This window comes from Rhizobium sp. RU35A, from assembly GCF_900156005.1.
Classification (GTDB): Bacteria; Pseudomonadota; Alphaproteobacteria; order Rhizobiales; family Rhizobiaceae; genus Neorhizobium; species Neorhizobium straminoryzae.
The window spans coordinates 205722-225004 of sequence record NZ_FTMR01000008.1 but is presented as its reverse complement, the minus strand read 5'-3'; the positions used below and the strand labels follow the sequence as shown (position 1 = coordinate 225004).

The window sequence follows — 19283 nt, the reverse complement described above, 5'->3', positions numbered from 1 at the left end:
GCCCGTCATGTGGGCAGAAGGGAAATGCCGGAGCCCCGCTTGGGTCGGGCTCCGGCATCGGTCCGCCGCAATCCTCTCGTTGCAGGGGCCTCTTAGCAGTCAGCCCTCACGGCCACCAATTCCGTTTTTCGCAAAGGTTATGCACGGTTTGCAATTGCACCGGCGGCCCGCCTTGCCTACCTCTTCGACACATCTTCTCTGACCCTATGACGGACATTCCCATGACACAGGCTGCCCCCCTCCCCGTCTTCGACGGCCATAACGACGTTCTGCTGCGGATGCGCCGCACGGAGGCGGGCGATCCGATCCGCGGTTTCCTGGAGGGAGAGACGGGCGGCCATATCGACCTGCCACGCGCGCGCGCCGGCGGGCTGGCGGGCGGCCTCTGCGCCATCTTCATCCCCTCCCCCAGCGGCCGGCCGGACGCCAATGGCGATTTCGTCCCCCCGGCGCAGGCGGATGCCCTGAACGAGACGCTGGCCATGGCGCGCCTGCTGTTCGATCTCGAAACGCGCTCCGAAGGCGCGCTGATGGTCTGCCGCAACGTCGGCGAGATCCGCACCGCCATCGCAGCGAACCGGTTCGCCGCCGTCTTCCACATCGAAGGCATCGAAGCCGCCGCCGCCGATCTCGACGCGCTCCACGTGCTGCATCAGGCGGGGCTTCGCAGCGTCGGGCCGGTGTGGAGCCGCCCGAACATCTTTGCGCATGGCGTGCCGTTCCGCTTCCCCTCCTCGCCGGATATCGGCCCGGGCCTGACGGAGGCCGGCAAGGATCTCATCCGCGCCTGCAACCGCCTGAAGATCATGGTCGATCTCTCGCACATGAACGAGCAGGGCTTCTGGGACATCGCCAAGCTGTCCGATGCACCGCTTGTCGCCTCGCATTCGAATGCGCATGCGCTCTGCCCGCACAGCCGCAACCTGACCGACCGCCAGCTGGATGCCATCAGAGACACAGGCGGCCTGGTCGGCATCAATTTCGGCGTGCTTTTCCTGCGGGAAGACGGCGTGAAGAACCCGGAAACCCCGCTGGAGCGCATCGTTGATCATGTCGTCTACATCGCGGAGCGGATCGGCATCGATCACGTGGCGCTGGGTTCGGATTTCGATGGAACGACCGTGCCCAACGAACTGAAGGATGCCGCCGGCCTTCCGCGTCTGATGGACGCGTTGCGGGCGCGCGGCTTCGACCGGGACGCGCTGGAAAAGGTGGCGCACCGCAACTGGCTTGCGGTGCTGGAACGCACGCTCGGCGCCTGACCGGCTGAGGGAATGCTCAGCCGGCGGTGCTCTCGGCTGAAGGCTCCGGCCCCACCATCAGACACAGGATGGTGTGAAGCACCTGGGCGGCGATATGGGCGGTGTTGGTGGTGGAATCGTATTGCGGCGCCACTTCCACCACGTCGCCGCCGACAATGTTGAGACCGTGCAGCCCGCGCAGCAGCTGCAGCACCTCGCGCGGCTGCAGGCCGCCCACTTCCGGCGTGCCGGTGCCCGGTGCGAAGCCCGGATCGACGCTGTCGATGTCGAAGGAAATATAGGTCGGGCCGTTTCCGACGACGTCGCGCGCCCTGGCGATGATGGCGGGCATCGAGGCCTCCCCGATCTCCTCGGCATGGATCACGGTCATGCCGCTCTCATAGGAGAACTCCCAAAGATATTCGGCGCCGCCGCGAATGCCGATCTGGATCGTGCGACGGGGATCGAGCACGCCATCCAGAACCGCCAGCCGGAAGGGACCGCCGTGCTGGAACTTGGCGCCCTCATAGGGACCGGCCGTGTCGCAATGGGCGTCGATATGGATCATGCCGACCGGCTGATGCTCACCGACCGCCTTCAGGATCGAGGAACTGATCGAATGATCTCCGCCGACGCTGAGCGGGCGAACGCCCGCCTTCACCAGACGCTTGTAGAAGGTCTCGATATCGGCGTGGCACAGGGCGAGATCGTAGCGGCTCTGCATCGGCACGTCGCCGATATCGGCGATCCTGGCACGGGAGAGCGGCGCGCAGCGCAGCACGTGGTCGTAGGGACCGACGCGTTCGATGGTGCGCAGCGCGCGCGGTCCGAACCGGCTGCCATTGCGGTTGGTGACGCCGAGATCCATGGGGACGCCGATCAGCGCGATGTCGAGCCCGCCGAAATCCTCGAGCGTCGCAGCATCCGGCATGCAGGGTGCGTCGAGAAGCGTCGGAATACCGGCAAAGGGCCATTTGCGCCGGTCACTGCCGGTAAACTGCGCCTGCGCCACGGAGCGGAAATGCGGATCGAAGATATCGCCGCCGGAAGCCGATCCATATTTCTTCCTGAGCGCGTCCAGATGGTCCTTGTCGTTCACGGCATTTGCTCCATGCAATTCAGGCGCTGCCGCCCTGCAGCGACACTCAGCCTTGTCACGTTCTGATCCAGCGGCCAGTGATGAGCTTCAAACCGGCGGAAAGCAACCGCAAACAGAAGGGACATGCGGGATCGCCCCCCCCTCTCCCGCAGGACGCATGAAGACGTGCGCTCCCGGTCAGATGGAGCGGAAGCCAAGGGCCGTGGATGCGGCAAGGCCGCATTCGGTGAGCAGCCGGATATAGTCGTCCTTGCGCGCCTCGTCGAAGCGCAGCAGCGGAAAGGAGATCGAGATCGCAGCTACCGGCTTTCTGAGGTGATCAAAGACGGGGATTGCCATGCAGCGCACACCGGCCTCGCTCTCCTCCATCTCCTCGGCATAGCCGCGCGCCCGCGTCGCCTGCAATTCGGCCAGAAGAAGCTGCGGATTCGTGATGGTGCGCGGTGCACGCGGTTCCAGCACCATGCAGGCAAGACGTTCGCGCATCTCGTCCTCATCGAGAAAGGCAAGCAACGCCTTACCGAGTGCCGTGCTGTGCAAGGGATTGCGCAGGCCAAGCGTCGAGGTCATCGACAGGCCAAAGGCGGAATCGTATTTGTGGATGTAGACGACCTTCTGTTCGCGGGCATCGAGAACGCCGAGATTGATCGATTCCCCCGTGGCGCGCGACAACTTGCCCATCGGGCCATCCGCAGCCCGCAGCAGGTCGTCGCGCTCGTGCAGCGAACGAGCCGCGAGGCTGAACAGACGCAGCGTAAGCCCATATTTCTCCGTGTCCGCATCCTGCTCGACATAGCCGAGATCCACCATGGTCTGCAGCAGACGATGAGCGGTGGTCTTCGAGGTGGCCGCACGCTCGGCGAGTTCGGCAAGGCTGGAGCGACGCCCGCCCGCAAGTGCCTCCAGCACCGCAAAGACCTTGAGAACGGCGGCCGCCTGTTCCGGCCGGGACTGGGAATCGGGCATGGACCCTTCTTTCATTTTTTCGGAACCGCATTCTGAAATTGCCGATCAGGCCTGTCAAGAAGCCCTCCCCTATCCGTTGGAACGGGGAAGGCGAGAGAGGCGGCAGAAACAGCGTTGAAAACCATCCCGGAGTGTGATCTGCTGGTTTTTGGAACATCGTTCCGAAAATTTTTCAACTGGGGAGGAGTTGAAAGCATGCATCCGCTTCTGCGGCAGCGCCCGGCGTTCATCGGACGCAACGAGGTCTGCCATCTGATCGACCGTCTGACCGACAACCTGATCCATATCGAGGACAAGACGGGCGAATTTCTCCTCAGGCTTGAGGATGGTCGCGTCATTGATACCAAGGGTTGGGCCGGTTGGGAATGGACCCATGGCATCGCGCTCTACGGTCTGCTGAAATACTGGCAGCAGACGGGCAATGCGACGGCCATGCAGATTATCCGAGACTGGTTCGAGGCGCGGCTGGCCGAGGGCACGCCGACCAAGAATGTCAACACCGTGGCGCCTTTCCTGACGCTTGCCCATCTCTATGAGATGACGCCGGATCCGCGCTTCCGGCCCTATCTGGAAACCTGGGCCGAATGGGTGATGCATGACATGCCGCGCACGCGGGAGGGCGGGCTGCAGCACATCGTCTACAACAGCGTCAACGACCAGCAGCTCTGGGACGACACGCTGATGATGAGCGTGATGCCGCTGGCAAAGATCGGTCTGCTGCTGAACCGACCGGACTATGTGGACGAAGCCAAATACCAGTTCCTGCTGCATGCGCAATATCTGCTGGACACCGAAACCGGCCTCTGGTTCCACGGCTGGACCTTCGACGGCAACCACAATTTCGCCCGCGCCCGCTGGGCCCGCGGCAACAGCTGGCTGACCATCGCCATTCCGGAATTCGTCGAACTGGTCGATCTCCCGGACGGGGATCCACTGCGGCGCCATCTGCTATCGCTACTGGGCCGGCAAGCCAGCGCACTGCGCCAACATCAGGATGAATCCGGCCTCTGGCACACGCTGATCGACGATCCCGGCAGCTATCTGGAAGCCTCCGCCACCGCCGGCTTCGCCTATGGCCTGATGAAGGGGGTGCGCAAGCGCTATCTCGGACCCGAATACCGGGAGACGGCCGAGCGGGCCATGCGCGGCGTGATCGACAATATCAGCGACGAGGGCGAACTTCTGCAGGTCTCCTTCGGGACGGCCATGGGCAACAACCTCGACTTCTACCGGCAGATCCGGCGCACATCCATGCCCTATGGGCAGGCGATGGCCATGCTCTGCCTGACGGAATTGCTGCAGAGCTACATCTAGCCTGTGGCAGGCCGCAGCGGGAGGGGACCGGGAGGAGCCGCCTTTCCACCCACAACGGCAAACATCAACGGGAGACAACCGGATGCCGCAGAGCAGGCCGGCTTTTCAAAGGAGGAGGATATCATGAGCGACATCACAAGACGCGGGCTTCTCGGCACGCTCGGCGCAGGCCTTGCCGCCACCACGCTCGGTGCCATGCCAGCCCGGGCCGCCACCCGCATCCGCCATTACTGGTGGGGCAATCCGGAACGCGACAAGCGCACCTTTGCGGTGATCGACCTGTTCCAGAAGAAGCATGCGGGCGTCGAAGTCTCCGGCGAAACCATCGGCTGGGGCGACTACTGGACGAAAATGGCAACCCAGACCGCAGGCCGCAACATGGCCGATCTGGTGCAGATGGATTACCGCTTCCTGTTTGAATATGTGCGCCGCGGCGCGCTGCTGCCACTTGATCCCTATATCGACAAGAGCCTGATGATCGGCTCCTTCGACCAGGGTCCGCTCGCCGGCGGCAAGGTCGACGGCAAGCTCTATGCGCTCAACATCGGATCGAATAGCCAGGTCATCGTCTACAACACCCGCGTCTTCAAGGAAGCGGGCATCGATATCGACGTGATCAACTGGACCTGGGACGATTTTGCCAAGACCTGCCAGACCATTTCCACCAAGTCCGCGGGCAAGGTGAAGGGCTCGGACGACCTGTCGCTGATGATCGAGACCTTCGAGTCCTGGGCTCGTCAGAACGGCCGAGAATTCTATGACAAGGACGGCAAGGTGGCGGCAACCGCCGATGACGTGGCGAGCTACTGGCAGTTCTGGGCAGACCTGCGCAAGGCGGATGCCGTGCGTGGCAAGGAAAAGACCGTGATCCTCGATGCGCCGATCGCCGAGTCCGGCGTTGCCGTCGGCGACACTGCCATGGCGCATTACTGGTCGAACCAACTCGTCGGCATTCAGGCCGTCGCGAAGGATCCGATCGGTGCGGCAATGGTCCCGCACAAGAAGGGCGGGGCGCCCGGCCAGTTCATCAAGCCCTCGATGTTCATGTCGCTGTCGCGCGATGCCAAGGATCCGGCAACCGCGATCGCCTACATGAACGACTGGGTGAACGATCCCGAGATCACCCAGATTCTCGGCCTCGAGCGCGGCATTCCCGCCTCGCCGAAGGTGCGTGAAGCCCTCGCGCCCAAGCTCACGCCCGTCGAAAAGCTGTCGGTGGATTACTTCACGGCCATCCAGAGCAAGGTTGGCGCGCTGCCGCTGCCCGCTCCGAAGGGCGCAGGCGAAGTGCGCGATGCCTTCATGCGCACGGGAACGGAAGTGGTTCTTGCCCGCATGGATGCAAAGTCGGCGGCAAAGAGCTTCATCGAGGACGCCCAGTCCATCATCGAACGCGCCCAGTAACGGCGCCCGCCTGCGCTGCTGGCCGCTGACGGCCAGCAGCCCCATTGCTGTCTCCGACGTGATTGCCATGCCCTGCCCCGTCTCGCCATCGCCTCGTCTGCGAACCTCTTGCGACACGTCGTGCACCGATGCCCGCCCACCTGCCGGCACCACGAGGTCAATACGCTCGGACACGGCGGCCTGCCTGATCTTCCGCTTCCCTCAACCAAAAAGGATATCTGGATGACGATCCCCCTTCGGATCGGCGTCATCGGCGTCGATCACAATCATATCTACGGCATGGTGAACGGCCTTCTCGCCGCCGGTGCCACGCTGGCCGGCTGGGCGACCGGCGAGGAAACCCCGGACAAGACGATCCAGATCTTTGCCGATTCCTATCCGGACGCGCCGCGCCTTTCCGTCGAGCAGATCCTTGAGGATGAAAGCATCGGCATGGTGCTGAGTGCCGCCATCAACAGCGACCGCGCCGGCATTGCCATCGCTGCCATGCGCCATGGCAAGGATGTGCTGGTCGACAAGCCCGGCTGCACGACGCTCGAACAACTGGCCGCGCTGCGCCAGACGGTCGCCGAGACGGGACGGCACTGGACCGTCTGTTTCTCCGAACGGCTGACAGTGGAAAGCGTGACGCTTGCCGACCGTCTGGTCTCCGAGGGCCGCATCGGCAAGGTGGTCCAGACGGTGGGGCTCGGACCGCATCGCCGCAACACGGCGCTGCGCCCCGCCTGGTTCTGGGACCGCGCCCGCTTCGGCGGCATCCTCACCGATATCTGCGCGCACCAGTTCGACCAGTTCCTGCATTTCACCGGCTCGACCGAGGCGCGCGTCGTGACCGCCCATGTCGGCAATGTCGCCAATCCCGACCGTCCCCAGTTCCAGGATTTCGGCGAGGTGGTGCTGGAAGGCAATGGCGGGCGTGGCTATGCCCGTGTCGACTGGCTGACGCCGGACGGCCTTCCGACCTGGGGCGACGGACGCATGACCCTGCTCGGCACGGAAGGCTATATCGAGCTGCGCAAATATGTCGATATCGCCGGACGTCCTGGCCAGGACCACGTCTTCCTCGTTGACGGCAAGGGGGTCGAACATGTTCAGGCCGCCGGCGCCGGAACGCCCTTCTTCTCCCGTCTGATCGAGGATGTCGAGAACCGCACGGAAACCGCCATGCCGCAGGCCCATGCCTTCCTCGCCACCGAACTCGCCCTGACTGCCCAGATGATTGCCGAAAAGGACCTTCACTCATGACCAGACGCATTCGTGTTGCCATCGCCGGCGCCGGTATCGGCAAGGCCCATATCATTGGCTATGCGCAACTGCCCGAACTCTACGACGTCCGCTATGTCTGCGACCTCAACCCTCAGCGTGCGGAAGACGGCGCCCGGGAAGCGCCGGGAAGCCGGCCGATCGGCGATCTCGATGCCGTGCTGGCCGACCCGGAGGTCGATCTTGTCGACCTGTGCCTGCCGCCCCTCCTCCATGCTCCGATGACGCTGAAGGCACTGGCGGCCGGCAAGCATGTGGTCTGCGAGAAGCCGCTGGCCGGTTCCGTTGCCGATGTGCGCCGGGTGATCGCTGCAGCCGACGCCGCAGGCCGCTTTGTCTTTCCCGTCTATCAGTACCGCTACGGCCCCGGCTATCGCGCAGCCCACGAACTGAAGTCGCGCGGCCTGCTCGGCAAACCCTATGCGCTGGCGCTCGAAACCCATTGGTATCGCGATGCGGTCTATTATTCCGAACGCTGGCGCGGCACCTGGAAGGGGGAACTTGGCGGAGCGATCGTCAGCCATGCCATCCACACCCACAATCTGGTGACGCATCTGGCCGGCGCCATCACCGAGGTTGCGGCCTTCCTCGACACCCGCGTCAACCCGATCGAAACGGAGGATTGCGCGGCGATTTCCATGCGCACGGATCAGGGCGCTCTTGTCAGTTCGTCGATCACGCTGGGTGCGGCCGGCAGCACCTCCCGTTTTCGCGGTATTTTCGAACACGTCACCATGACGTCGGGAACCGAACCCTATCATGTCGGCGCAGGTCCCTGGACCTTTCAGGCCCGCGATCCGGCCCGGCAGGCGGAAGTCGATGCGGTGGTCTCGGCCCTGCCCGAGGAAAGCTGGCGCTTTGCCGGCCAGTTCGCCGATATCCATGCCCGCCTCACCGGCACGGCAGAACGCTACTTGCCCTCACCCGAGGAAGCCTTGCATTCCCTCGAACTGATCACGGCCATGTACCAGTCTTCACGCGACAGGACGATCGTCACGCTGCCGTTGGCTGCGGACCATCCGCTCGTCAACGGCTGGATGCCGGCCTGATCCGAAGGCCCGCGACGCATCTTCGTGCCGCGGGCCTAACCCACCTTCCGTCCCTCACCGCCCTGTGCCCGCAAAAGCGCCATCACCATCGGCGGCAGCGAGAATTCTCCCTGCCGCGCCCGGCGGGTCAGATTGCGCAGATAGCCACCCGCCGAATTGATCTGCCCCGCCCGCTCCAGAATGCAGGCGATGACGATCGCCGCCGCTTCCGGCCCCAGCACCTCGCACGCCTCCTGATAGGCCGAGGGACTGATGCCCAGCATCGAGCGGGTGACCACGGCGGCCGCCATCAGATCGCGCCAGCTGAGGATTTCGCCGCCCGGCCCGTAATTCACGATATCCGGGCAAGCGCGCAGAACCATCGGCAAGGGCAGGGGCTTGATCGCCACGTTTGCAGCAGACGGTCGGTTCGTGCCAAGTGGCACAGGCTCCTGTTTGGCGGCATCTGTGCTGTCGGCATCCGCCGATCCCGCAATCACGGCCATCGCGCCCTGCTTTCTGTCATAAGCAGGTTCAAGTTCAGTGATGGATTCAGTATTTGAATTCTGTATGTGATCGCCATTTTGGATGGCATTGGCGTCTATTTTTGTTGATTTTACCAGAATTTCCAGCCGGTTGACGACCTCCGCCCGCAGCAGTTCAAAATCATCGAGAAGATCGGCAAGCGTGATGGGGTCTGCCTTGCGGGGAAGGCGGGCAACGAGCGCCACATACTGGCTTTCAACGAAACCCCAGTTGCCGGAAAGGCCTTCCTCCAGAGCTGCCGAAATCAGCTTCCGGATATCGCGGCGGCAAATGGTCAGACGCTCGCGCATCTCCAATAGCGCCTTGCGTTCGGCGGCGACCGTCTGGGCCAGCATCGCAATCTCTTCCCTCCGCGCGAGGAGGGGGGCGAGATTGAAGCCGAAAGCCTGTTCGATCGCGCCACCGGTTTCACGACGCGCATAGCGCTTGCCGTTCGGGCTGTCCTTGCGATGAATGAGGCCCGCTTCCACCAGCGCGCCGAGATGGCGACGCAGCGTCGTTCCGGCAATGCCATGGGCACGCAGGCTCAGCTGCTCGTTGGAGGGAAACACGATCAGCCCCTTCTCCTCGGAAAGCTCGGTCTCCGGATAGAAACTCAGAAGCGCGTGCAGAACCGCCAGGCTGCGATCCTGAAGACCAAGCTTCGCCCGTGCCTCCGAGATATCCCGAAACACCTTCCATTTGTCCGCCACCTTGCCGGTGCGGATCTCGGCGGTTTCCATCTGTCCCTTCACAAGGGCGAGCGAAACCGACCGCCGCCCGAAGGGCGTCGTGATTGCATGCGTCTCCATGTCCTTCACCTCAAAAAGGCAAAAGAAAGCGGCCCGCGAAACAGACGGTGAAGACTTGACAGGGATTCGGGGAAATGCGATTCTCTAGTTGCTACACACGAGAAGGGCTTCCACGACTTCGGTCGCTTGGGGGCCTTTTTCTTTTTACCGCTTCCGTCTCCTCATTGGCTCTCGTGCGCCTTGAACTCCTGATAGAGGCGTTCAAGGTTCTCCGAGAGATAACGTCCAAATTTGCCGGCATCCCTGGCCTTCAGCGAAAGCGAAAAGGACTTTCCGGTATTCTTGTATTCGGCAGTCAGCGCCTTGTCGTCCGCCTGCCAGGTCGACGCAGAGACCGCGCCGCTTCGGCGTGGCGCAGCCTTCGGCTTCTTCAGCTGCGCCAGAACGCGCTCGAATCGCTGTTCCGAGGGCAGGGCGGCAAAGCCCTGTTCCGCAATGGCGCTTGCTGCGCGCACCACATTGTCCGGATGCTCAATCAGCTGCGCCAGCTCCAGCCAGCGATCGCGGCCGATGGCCTTGGCTGTGCCGATGGCGGCGACGACGCGGGCCGGAACACGGCCGGTGACGGAGAGCATGCGCGTCAGCATCGGCGCATCGACCGAGAGCGCCAGCTGGATCGTTCGGCGTTCGTAGCCGAGATCCAGCAGCTGCTGCCCGAACGTGGCCCGTTCGATGAAAGACAGGTTTTCGCGCGCCGAGTTTTCCTGGCCTTGCGCGATGACGTGATCGACATCGACCACCGGCTTGACGACGGCACGAACCGGCCGGGCGAGCAAGGCGGCGGCCCGCAGGCGCCGATGGCCGAACACCACCTGATAGCGACCCTCGGCGGAAGGGTGAGGGCGCACCAGGATCGGGGTGTCCTGCCCGCGCTCGCGGATCGCATCGACCAGTTCGGCGAAGGCAACCTCGTCATCTTCCATGCGGTCAGAGACGAAGGAGGCATCAACCAGCGACGGATCGAGTTCCACCACCGCCTCGCCCTGCAGGATCTGCTCGGCCTTGGCCGCCTTCTCCGCAAGCTCGCCGAGCGAGCTGATCATCGAGCGCGAAGCACCGCGCGTGGCATAACCAGGCGTCGCCTTTCGCTCGGGACGCGGGCTTTCTGCACTGTTGATGTTGGCGAAGACATCCTTACGCGCCATGACATCCCATCCACTTCGTCTGCAAATCGTTGATCGACAACGATAAATCCCTCATCTGTACGGCTGACAACGTCACGCCACGCGCCGACCCCACGCCTGCAGCATCAGATCAACCACTTCCGCATTGACGAGATCCATCGCTTCGCGCGCACGGTCATAGGTTGCCGGTGTAAAAAGCGACCGTTCCACCTCATACAGCGTCTGCTTGGTCAGGCCCGCATCGGAGACTGCCGTCGATTTCAGCATGTGGTTCTTCATCATCTGTGGCGCGAACATTGACTGCATGAAGCCGACCATCTGCTGCTGCGGAATATCCATCGGTTCATAGCGCGTGATGAGATAGCGGAACCAGTCGAGCGTCACGGTAACACCGGCGCCTTCGACGCTCTTCAGAATATCGCCCAGCATCAGCAGGAACTGCGACATCGACATGATGTCGAGCATCTGCGGATGCACGGTGATCAGCACCGAGGTGGCAGCCGTTAGGGCCGTCAGCGTGAGATAGCCAAGCTGCGGCGGACAATCGACGACCACGACATCGTAATCCTCTTCCACTTCGGCCAGAGCCGCGCCGATGCGCGTATAGAACAGCTTGCCCTCGCTGGAGTCCTTGCGCTGCATGGCCAGCGGCGTCTCGTACTCATATTCCTGAAGTTCGAGATTGGCCGGCACAATATCGAGATTGGGAAAGTTGGTCGGCTGGATGATATCCGACAGCGAACGCCGCTGCTCGTCATAGCGCAGCGCCTCATAGAAGGACGGCTTCTCGTCCAGTTCCGGCTGGATGCCATAGAGCGCCGTCATCGAGGCCTGCGGGTCGAGGTCAACGGCCAGCGTCCGGAAACCGCGCAATGCCAGATATTGCGCAAGGTGCGCAGAGGTCGTGGTCTTGCCTGATCCACCCTTGAAGTTGACAACCGCGATAACCTGCAGCTTGTCACCGGGCCGGCGATGGGGAACGCGATCAAGCAGCGTGCGCAGTTCGTTCATCTGGCTGGCCGTATAATACCGTCGACCGGTCGACGTGACGGAAGGCTCGACGCCCTTGCCCTGCAGGTGCAGCTTCTTCAGATAGCTCTGCGAGACGCCGACGAAATCGGCGACCTCGGCCAGAGAAAACTGCCGGAGCGTCTTCTGCGCGTTCGGCGGAAACTTCTCGATGCGCAGCATGTCGAGTTTCGTCGAAATCTCGCTGCCCTGATCAAGGATCGTGTCCGCAAAACTGACGACAGGATCGCGCATCGGCTTAGTCACGTTCATTGTCCAGCTCGCCCTTAGTCACGATAATATGGCGATAAGCCACCAATTATCGTCACTGTGAGCCGATTCCATTGGCGGCGCAAGACGAGGCGCCGGGGAATCAAGACCGGGAGACGGACTCACACAGGAATCCGAGCCGGAATCACCCCCCTTTGCGCTGCAAACGGCACTTCGGACCACACTGAGTTGGTATCAGGCGCCGAATCGCACGTGCAATCGAGAGAATCAGTCGGCACCGATTCGCCTGGAAGCTGAGCTCAGAATGGGCCAGTCTCCGGGGTCACTTCAAGACGTTTACACCATTCAAGCCGTCGGCCTGTACGAAGGCGCCCTGGCGGGTCAGCGACGCTCTTTCCTGACAGGCCCCTGCATGACAAGCCACAGATCTTTGGTCGCAAAACGGAATGAGTGCATGATAATTATGCATGCCTTCTTCTTGAGCTTGAATTTGGTACGCCCCCCGTTAAGATTACGCCGCCGAGGGCAAGAGAGCATCCGCGAGCCTTTTGGTTTATTCCCTTAGAAGGACACACGCACATGATTGAACAGACCCGCCTGCGCGCCTCGGCCCTGGCGTTCGGTGTCGCGCTGGCTGCCGCGACCTCCAGCATGGCTGAAGCCAAGACGCTGACCATCTCCTGGTGGGGCTATAACGGTGACAAGCTGAACGCCAATATCGTAGAGCCCTTCAAGAAGATCTGCGGCTGCGACATCGTTTTCGAGACCGGCAACAATGCCGATCGCCTCAACAAGCTGAAGCTGCGTGGTGGCAAAGGCGTCGATGTCATCTATCTTACCGACAGCTATTCGCAGATCGGCATTGCCGAAGGTCTGTTCCAGAAGGTCGACGCTGCCAAGCTGTCGAACCTTGCCGATCTCTATGATCTCGCCAAGGATCCGCAGGGCGGCTATGGTCCGGCCTACACGATCGGCCGCGTCGGCATCGTCTACGATTCGGCCAAGGTCAATCCGCCGATCACGGCCTGGAATGATCTGTGGCGCGCGGACCTGAAGTCGGCCATCACGCTGCCCGGCATTACCACGACGGCAGGCCCGATGGTTGTGCTGCAGTCTGCCAAGCATGCCGGCGTCGATCCCTTCACCAATGCGGACAAGGCTTTCGAAGCCGTCGGCGCGCTGAAGACCAATGTCGCCAAGAATTACAACACCGGCTCCGAACTGGTGAACCTCATTTCCACCGGCGAGGCCAAGGTTGCCATCGCCCAGGACTTCACGCTTGCCTCGATGAAGGCCGCCGTGCCGACCATGACCTGGGCCGCCTTGTCCGACGGTGACATTGCAACGCTGAATACGGTCAACATTCCCAAGGGGTCGGAGAATGTCGACCTCGCCCACCAGTTCATCAACTTCATCCTGTCGAAGGATGTCCAGCAGATCGAAGCGGAGCAGGGGGTCGACGCCCCGGTTTCCACCAAGGTTACGCTGACACCGGATCAGGCCAAGCTGTGGACCTACGGCCCGGAGATGATCGGCAAACTGAACCGTCTCGATTACCAGAAGCTGAACGAAGCCAAGACCGACTGGCTCGACCGCTGGAACGAAATCTTTAGCCGCTGAGCGTGCAAAAGCCCGATTTGCCCACGGGATGGCCCGGCAAAAGCCGGGCCGCCTGCTTGAATGACGCAGTCAATTGCGCCATTGTGTCGCAAAGCCGCCGCAGGGCGCGTACCAAAGTTCATTCTACATTCCAATCAAGGCTGCATCCGTCCGCAATGGATCCTGGATGAGCCATCCGAGCAAGCGATGGTGAAACGGTTAACCCCCTGGATCCTCGTCGTTCCGGCGAGCCTTCTGGTCCTTCTTCTGCTGATCCTGCCGGTGGGCGCCACGCTGCTTGCCACCTTTGCCGATGCGAAGGGCTGGGCAGCCCCCTATCTTGCCTTCTTCAATAGCGGCTTTCGTCGCACGGTACTGTGGCGAACGGTGGAAGTCTCGCTCATCACCACGGTGATCTCGGTCGTCCTCGGCTTCATTGCGGCCTATGTGGTGGCGCAGATGCCGGGCCGGTTGAAAAGCATCATGATCATCGCCGCCGTCTTTCCGCTGCTGACGGGCGTGGTGGTGCGCTCCTTCGCCTGGCTGATCCTGCTTGGCAAGAACGGCATCATCAACAGCGCACTGCTGGCACTCGGGGTGATCGCCGAGCCGATATCGATGCTTTACACCGAAGGCGCAGTGATTGCCGCCATGGTCTATCTTTTCGTCCCGTTGATGATCCTGACCCTGTCCGGCGTTCTCGAAGGCATTCCGAAGGATGTGCTGGAAGCGGCAAGCTCGCTCGGCGCGGCTCCGTTTGCCGTATTCCGCCAGGTGATCCTGCCGCTGGCCATGCCGGGCCTGATTGTCGGCGCGGTGCTGGTCTTTACCGGCAGCTTCACCTCTTACGCCACGCCGCAGCTGCTCGGCGGCGAACGGCAGATGATGATGGGCACGCTGCTTTACCAGCGCGCCATGGTGACCTTCGACTGGACAGGCGCCTCGACCGTTGCCGCGATCATGGTGGTGGTCACCATCGCGATCGTTCTTGTCATGACGCGGCTTGCACGCCGCCTGAACCCCTTGGCGGCCTGACATTATGCGCACCAGCCTGCATCCTGCCCTGACCATCACCGCCAGCCTGATCTTCGCGATCCTCGTGACACCGCTGTTCATCATCCTTGGCGCTGCCGTCAGCGATACCAGCTATCTCACCTTTCCGCCGCAGGGTTTTACCCTGCGCTGGTTCACCAACATCTTCGAGATCAGCGCCTTTCGCACCACGGCGATCACCAGCCTGCAGATCGCCTTGCTTGGAACAGCACTCGCGCTGCTGATCGGCATTCCCGCCGCCTATGCGCTGAACCGCTTCCGCATCCGGCTGCCGTCCTGGCTTGCGAATGTCTTCGTGCTGCCGATCCTGGTGCCGGAAATCGTGCTGGGCTTTTCACTGCTGAAATCCGTCACCATCAGCCTCGGACTTCCGGTCTTTCTCGTCCTTCTGCTCGGGCATGCACTGCTGGTGCTGCCCTATGCGGTGCGGGTGGTGGGGGCGAGCCTCGCCTCCTTCGATTTTTCGATCGAGGAAGCCGCGATCAGCCTCGGCTGCCCGCCGCTCAAAACCTTCTTCACCGTGGTGCTGCCCAATATCAGCGCCGGCGTGATCGCCGCCTTCATCCTTGCCTTCATCACCTCGATGAATGACGTCTCCGTTTCGCTGTTCCTGACCGGGCCGGGGATTTCCACCCTGCCGATCCAGATTCTTGCCCATATGGAACAGTTCTTCGATCCCACCATCGCCTCCGTTTCCGTGCTCCTGATGGTTCTGACGGTCGGCGTCATGGCCATCGTCGAAGCCACCCTCGGCCTGACCTTCCTGACAAAGTGACCTGACCGTGACCGTATCGCTGACCCTTGATTCCGTAACCGCCCATTATGGGTCCACGCAGGTCCTGAAGGACCTGTCGCTGGCCGTCGCAGCCGGCGAACTCGTCTCGCTGCTCGGCTCCTCCGGCTGCGGCAAGACGACGACGCTGCGTCTCGTCGCAGGCTTTCTCGAGCCCACCAGCGGCAGCATCCGGCTCGGCGAGCGGGACCTGACCCGCCTTCCGGCCCACCAGCGCAATATCGGCCTCGTCTTCCAGAATTATGCGCTCTTTCCGCATCTGTCCGTGCGCGACAACGTGGCCTTCGGCCTGAAGCAGCGTGGCCTCGGCGCCGCCGAGCGGCTGAAAAAGGCGGATGCGATGCTGGAGCGCGTCGGACTGGCAAGCTTTGCCGAGCGCATGCCGGCCGCCCTGTCCGGCGGGCAGAAGCAGCGGGTGGCGCTTGCCCGCGCACTCGTCATCGAACCGCCGCTCCTGATGTTCGACGAGCCGCTGTCCAACCTCGACGCCAAGCTGCGCGTCGATATGCGCGTGGAGATCCGCCGGCTGCAGCGCGCCAATGGCACGACCTCGCTCTATGTCACGCATGACCAGGAAGAGGCCTTCTCGATTTCCGACCGCGTGGCGATCATGAATGCCGGCCGCATCATGCAGCTCGACCGGCCGGAAGTGCTCTACCAGCGCCCTGCCAACAGCTTTGTCGCCCGTTTCGTCGGCTTCGAGAACCTGATCCCGATGCGGGTGAGCGCGCGCGACGGCGGGGCGGTGACGGCGCAAACCGATGCCGGCGCCACGCTGACGCTCTCGCAGGATGCCTTCGGGGCAATCCCGGATCGTTTCGTGCTGGCGGCCCGCCCGGATGGTCTTGCCGTCACACGGGCAGGGGAGGGGAGGCCGGCGGGGATCCCCGTCACGCTCGGCATCCGCACCTATCTCGGCCGCGCCTATCAGTATCAATGCAGCACGCCGGGCGGGGATTATCTCGGCAACGGGCCGCTGACCGAACCGCTGGAACCGGGCAGTTCGGCAATCCTTTCGCCGGTGCCGGAACAGTGCTGCATTCTGCCACCGGAAGACTGAGTCCGGGCGGCTGATCCACCGTCATTTTCGCAGTCGACAGCCCGTGCGCTTTCAAGCATCGATTTTGCTTAAAAGCGCACGGGCCGTTTTTCATGGTCAGAACACCACCGGCTGAACCGCACCGGTCTGCACGTTGACGAGACCTTGCGGTGCGTAGTCGGAGGGCGCCACAAGAACCCAGCGCCAGGGGGCGCAGGTCAGCGTGGCAAAGGCCAGCCGCTCGGGAAAGCCGGGGAACCAGCGCGGACTGAAGGTCGGCTCGTACATCCAGTCGATCTTGTCGCCCTCGGCATAAAGCGCCTGCATCTCGGCATGCAGAGCTTCCGGAGCCCGGCAGGTCATCAGGCCGGCCACCTCATAGCGCACGGTCGCGACCACCTTGCCTTCCCGCACCAGTGCCCAGCCGCCATCATTGTCGGCAATCGCGTTGACGGCGAGCGCCATGGCCGCATCGGAGGAGCCGACGCACCAGATGTTATGCTTGTCATGCGCCATGGAGCAGGCAAGCGCCGTATTTGGCGTGCGCGGGCCGCAGCCGATCCAGAACATCTTCGACACCGCAGCCTGGCCGGAAAAGCGATCGACCACCGAGAATTTCGTAATGTTGCGGCTGGCATCCCGCTGTACCAGCCCGTCCTCAACCGGCAGCTCGTAAACGAGAAAATCATCCGCCCAGTGGAAGGGGCGCAGCACGGCGGCCTGCATGGTGGCACGACCGGGTTCGGCGGCGATGGCGAAATCGGCAGCGACCAGCGGCCGGCCGATATTGACCGTCTTCGTCGCCCAGTCCGGCCAGTCGATGCGCGGCACATCCGGCAGATAACGCGTGCCCTCGGAAACCTGTCGCCCATCCGCCCAGACCTTGGCGATCTCGAAGCGCTCGACATTCGACAGCAACACGATATCGGCATAGCGGCCGGGTGCGATCGAACCGACCCAGGGCGTGAGGCGCATGTGGCGCGCGGGGTTGATCGTCGCGCACTGGATGGCGATTTCAGGGGCAAGCCCCGACTCGATGGCAAGCCGCACATTGTAATCCGTCGCGCCGAGCTTCAGCGTATCGGAGGCGCTGCGATCATCCGTCGTGAAGGCGATCTGCGACCAGTCGGAGAGACCACGCTGAAGCAGCCCCGTGATCACGTCCGGCAGGCTGTGCGGTCGCAGTTCCATGAACAGGCCATGCGAAAGCTTGTCCCAGAACTCCTCGAAGGTCCAGGCCTCGTGATCGGAGGCAAGGCCCGCTGCGGCAAAGGCATTGATGGTCGGCAGGTCGCGAATGCCGGCAGCATGCCCCTCGACCACACCGCGCTGCTCGAAGGTGGCGCGGATCATGCCCCAGAGCCGGTCATAGGAGGGGTTGTCGCGGTTCCATACCGCCGGCCAGTCCATCACCTCGTCGAGGCCCGCCACCATCAGGCTCTGCTTCAGGAAGGCCTTCTGCTCGTCATAGCCGAGATATCCGCCGCCATGCTCGTAGCCGGTTGGCGGCACGGCCGAGCCGGGCAGGGGAAAAATCTTCAGCGGCGAGCCCGCCTCGCGGGCCTTCAGCCAGAACTCCAGCGTCTTGCCGCCGTTGACATTGGAAAACTCGTGGCTCGCCTCGCAGGTCCAGGTATTGCCGCGCGGCAACACCAGCGCCGCCTCCCATTCAGGAGTCAGATGCGAGCTTTCTATATGCTTGTGCACCTCGCCAAGCCCCGGCACGGCCGCAAGGTCCGGCTCGTGCACCCGCAGGGCGACTTCGCCCGGATAGCTGCCGGCCGGCCCGACATAGGCGATGCGCCGATCCTTGATGACGATCTCCTGATCCTCGGACCAACAGCGGGTCGCGACATCCAGCAACCGCCCGACGCGAAGCGCCACATCCGCCGGCGCCTTGCCAAGCGCAACGAGCGTCAACTGTTGGCGGATAGCGATTTCAGTGGCGGAGTCAGGATTGATATCGACAGGAGTAACGTCAGGGCGCATGGCGACCTCTTCTGATCAGGCGGGAAGGCGGGAAGCCGGAAGGGACGACGGAGAAAATGTCGTCCGGGCACGTTCACCTTCCGGCATAAAGGCCGGACACGCCTGTCGCAACCGCTTCTTCCCGTTGGCCGTGAAGAATCCTACTCCTCCTCGACCTCTCCTTCCAGAAGATCGGAGAGGGCATCCTTGCGCATCAGATGGCGGCTCAAAAGCCCGGCATCCTCCAGCATTTCGAGATCCGGCAGATCGCGCAGGTTCGAGAGACCGAAGGCGGCCAGAAAGGCCGGCGTCGTCACATAGGTGTAGGGCGCGCCGGGAAGGGGGCTGCGCGGACCGGCGGCGATAAAATCCTGCCGACGGAGCGCGGCAATGGTGTCACGGCTCACCTCCCGCCCGAAGATGCGGGAGAGCTCGCTGCGCGTCACTGGCTGGAAGTAGCCGATCACCATCAGCACCGTTGCCTCGTGCTGGGAAAGCCCCGGCGATGCCGACACCGGCGCACCCGAGACACGCACCGCCGCCGCATAAGCCGGCCGGGTGCGATACTGGAAGCCGCCGGCGATGCTGACGATTTCGAACGGCCGCGTGGCAAGTCCTGCCTGGATGTCCTCGATCAGGCGGTCGAGATCGCAGTCACGCCCAACGACGCGTGCCAGCATCGCCCGGCCGACCGGTTCGGAGGAAGCAAAAATCACCGCCTCCACCCGGTTCATCCATTCACGCCAGCGCGCCTCTGGAGACAGACCGGGAAGGTCGGTATCCAGCACATCGGGTGGACGAGGCGTGCGTGCCATG

The 19283-nt window shown here is 62.9% G+C and carries 16 protein-coding genes; 9 read left to right on the top strand and 7 right to left on the bottom strand.

All coding sequences use genetic code 11. The features are described from left to right. The first annotated feature begins 221 nt into the window (after positions 1-221). Positions 222-1262 carry a dipeptidase gene (locus tag F3H95_RS18705; RefSeq protein ID WP_149747097.1) on the top strand — a complete coding sequence of 347 codons (1041 nt, stop codon included), beginning with the start codon at positions 222-224 and terminating at the stop codon, positions 1260-1262. Positions 1263-1278: 16 nt separating this feature from the next. Here the strand turns inward: F3H95_RS18705 and speB are convergent, their stop codons facing one another. Both speB and F3H95_RS18695 read right to left on the bottom strand, forming a co-directional pair. Then, positions 1279-2340, bottom strand: a complete 1062-nt coding sequence (speB, locus tag F3H95_RS18700) for an agmatinase (protein WP_149747096.1) — start codon at positions 2338-2340, stop codon at positions 1279-1281. Between the two features lie 177 nt (positions 2341-2517). Continuing rightward, the gene (locus tag F3H95_RS18695; RefSeq protein ID WP_149747095.1) at positions 2518-3306 is read right to left on the bottom strand and encodes an IclR family transcriptional regulator C-terminal domain-containing protein; all 789 of its coding nucleotides are present in this window, start codon (positions 3304-3306) and stop codon (positions 2518-2520) included. 195 nt (positions 3307-3501) lie between these two features. On the opposite strand from F3H95_RS18695, the gene F3H95_RS18690 reads away from it, so the two are divergent. The 4 genes from F3H95_RS18690 (at position 3502) to F3H95_RS18675 (ending at position 8336) form a co-directional block, all read left to right on the top strand. After that, a complete protein-coding gene (locus F3H95_RS18690; RefSeq protein WP_149747094.1) occupies positions 3502-4620 on the top strand; it encodes a glycoside hydrolase family 88 protein in 1119 nt (372 codons plus the stop codon). A 123-nt stretch (positions 4621-4743) separates the two neighbouring features. Further along, positions 4744-6024 (top strand): extracellular solute-binding protein, encoded by a 1281-nt coding sequence (locus F3H95_RS18685; protein ID WP_142880544.1) that lies wholly within the window; start codon positions 4744-4746, stop codon positions 6022-6024. Positions 6025-6246: 222 nt separating this feature from the next. Next, complete coding sequence (locus tag F3H95_RS18680) at positions 6247-7269, top strand: Gfo/Idh/MocA family oxidoreductase (protein ID WP_142880545.1); 1023 nt, start codon at positions 6247-6249, stop codon at positions 7267-7269. Further along, positions 7266-8336, top strand: coding sequence for a Gfo/Idh/MocA family oxidoreductase (locus F3H95_RS18675; protein ID WP_149747093.1), 1071 nt, complete (start codon positions 7266-7268; stop codon positions 8334-8336). The genes F3H95_RS18680 and F3H95_RS18675 overlap by 4 nt, the downstream gene beginning before the upstream one ends. A 35-nt stretch (positions 8337-8371) precedes the next feature. Here the strand turns inward: F3H95_RS18675 and repC are convergent, their stop codons facing one another. The 3 genes from repC to repA all read right to left on the bottom strand — a co-directional run bounded on the left by repC (position 8372) and on the right by repA (position 12057). After that, a complete protein-coding gene (gene repC / locus F3H95_RS18670) occupies positions 8372-9652 on the bottom strand; it encodes a plasmid replication protein RepC (RefSeq protein WP_149747092.1) in 1281 nt (426 codons plus the stop codon). A 161-nt stretch (positions 9653-9813) separates the two neighbouring features. After that, entirely contained in the window at positions 9814-10797 is a 984-nt protein-coding gene (gene repB / locus F3H95_RS18665; protein WP_149747091.1) for a plasmid partitioning protein RepB, read from the bottom strand. Positions 10798-10869: 72 nt separating this feature from the next. Further along, the gene (repA, locus tag F3H95_RS18660) at positions 10870-12057 is read right to left on the bottom strand and encodes a plasmid partitioning protein RepA (protein ID WP_142880549.1); all 1188 of its coding nucleotides are present in this window, start codon (positions 12055-12057) and stop codon (positions 10870-10872) included. 609 nt (positions 12058-12666) lie between these two features. Here repA and F3H95_RS18655 point away from each other — a divergent pair. The 4 genes from F3H95_RS18655 (at position 12667) to F3H95_RS18640 (ending at position 16520) form a co-directional block, all read left to right on the top strand. Continuing rightward, positions 12667-13635: an ABC transporter substrate-binding protein gene (locus F3H95_RS18655; RefSeq protein WP_244618074.1), complete on the top strand. Its 969-nt coding sequence runs from the start codon at positions 12667-12669 to the stop codon at positions 13633-13635. 186 nt (positions 13636-13821) lie between these two features. Continuing rightward, on the top strand, positions 13822-14649 hold the full coding sequence (locus F3H95_RS18650) for an ABC transporter permease (protein ID WP_142880551.1): 828 nt from the start codon (positions 13822-13824) through the stop codon (positions 14647-14649). 1 nt (position 14650) lies between these two features. Next, on the top strand, positions 14651-15442 hold the full coding sequence (locus F3H95_RS18645) for an ABC transporter permease (protein ID WP_149747089.1): 792 nt from the start codon (positions 14651-14653) through the stop codon (positions 15440-15442). Between the two features lie 7 nt (positions 15443-15449). Continuing rightward, positions 15450-16520: an ABC transporter ATP-binding protein gene (locus tag F3H95_RS18640; RefSeq protein WP_142880553.1), complete on the top strand. Its 1071-nt coding sequence runs from the start codon at positions 15450-15452 to the stop codon at positions 16518-16520. Between the two features lie 96 nt (positions 16521-16616). Here the strand turns inward: F3H95_RS18640 and F3H95_RS18635 are convergent, their stop codons facing one another. Both F3H95_RS18635 and F3H95_RS18630 read right to left on the bottom strand, forming a co-directional pair. Then, positions 16617-18488, bottom strand: a complete 1872-nt coding sequence (locus F3H95_RS18635; protein WP_149747088.1) for an adenine deaminase C-terminal domain-containing protein — start codon at positions 18486-18488, stop codon at positions 16617-16619. 140 nt (positions 18489-18628) lie between these two features. After that, positions 18629-19282 (bottom strand): SMC-Scp complex subunit ScpB, encoded by a 654-nt coding sequence (locus tag F3H95_RS18630; protein WP_142880555.1) that lies wholly within the window; start codon positions 19280-19282, stop codon positions 18629-18631. Between the last annotated feature and the right edge of the window lies 1 nt (position 19283).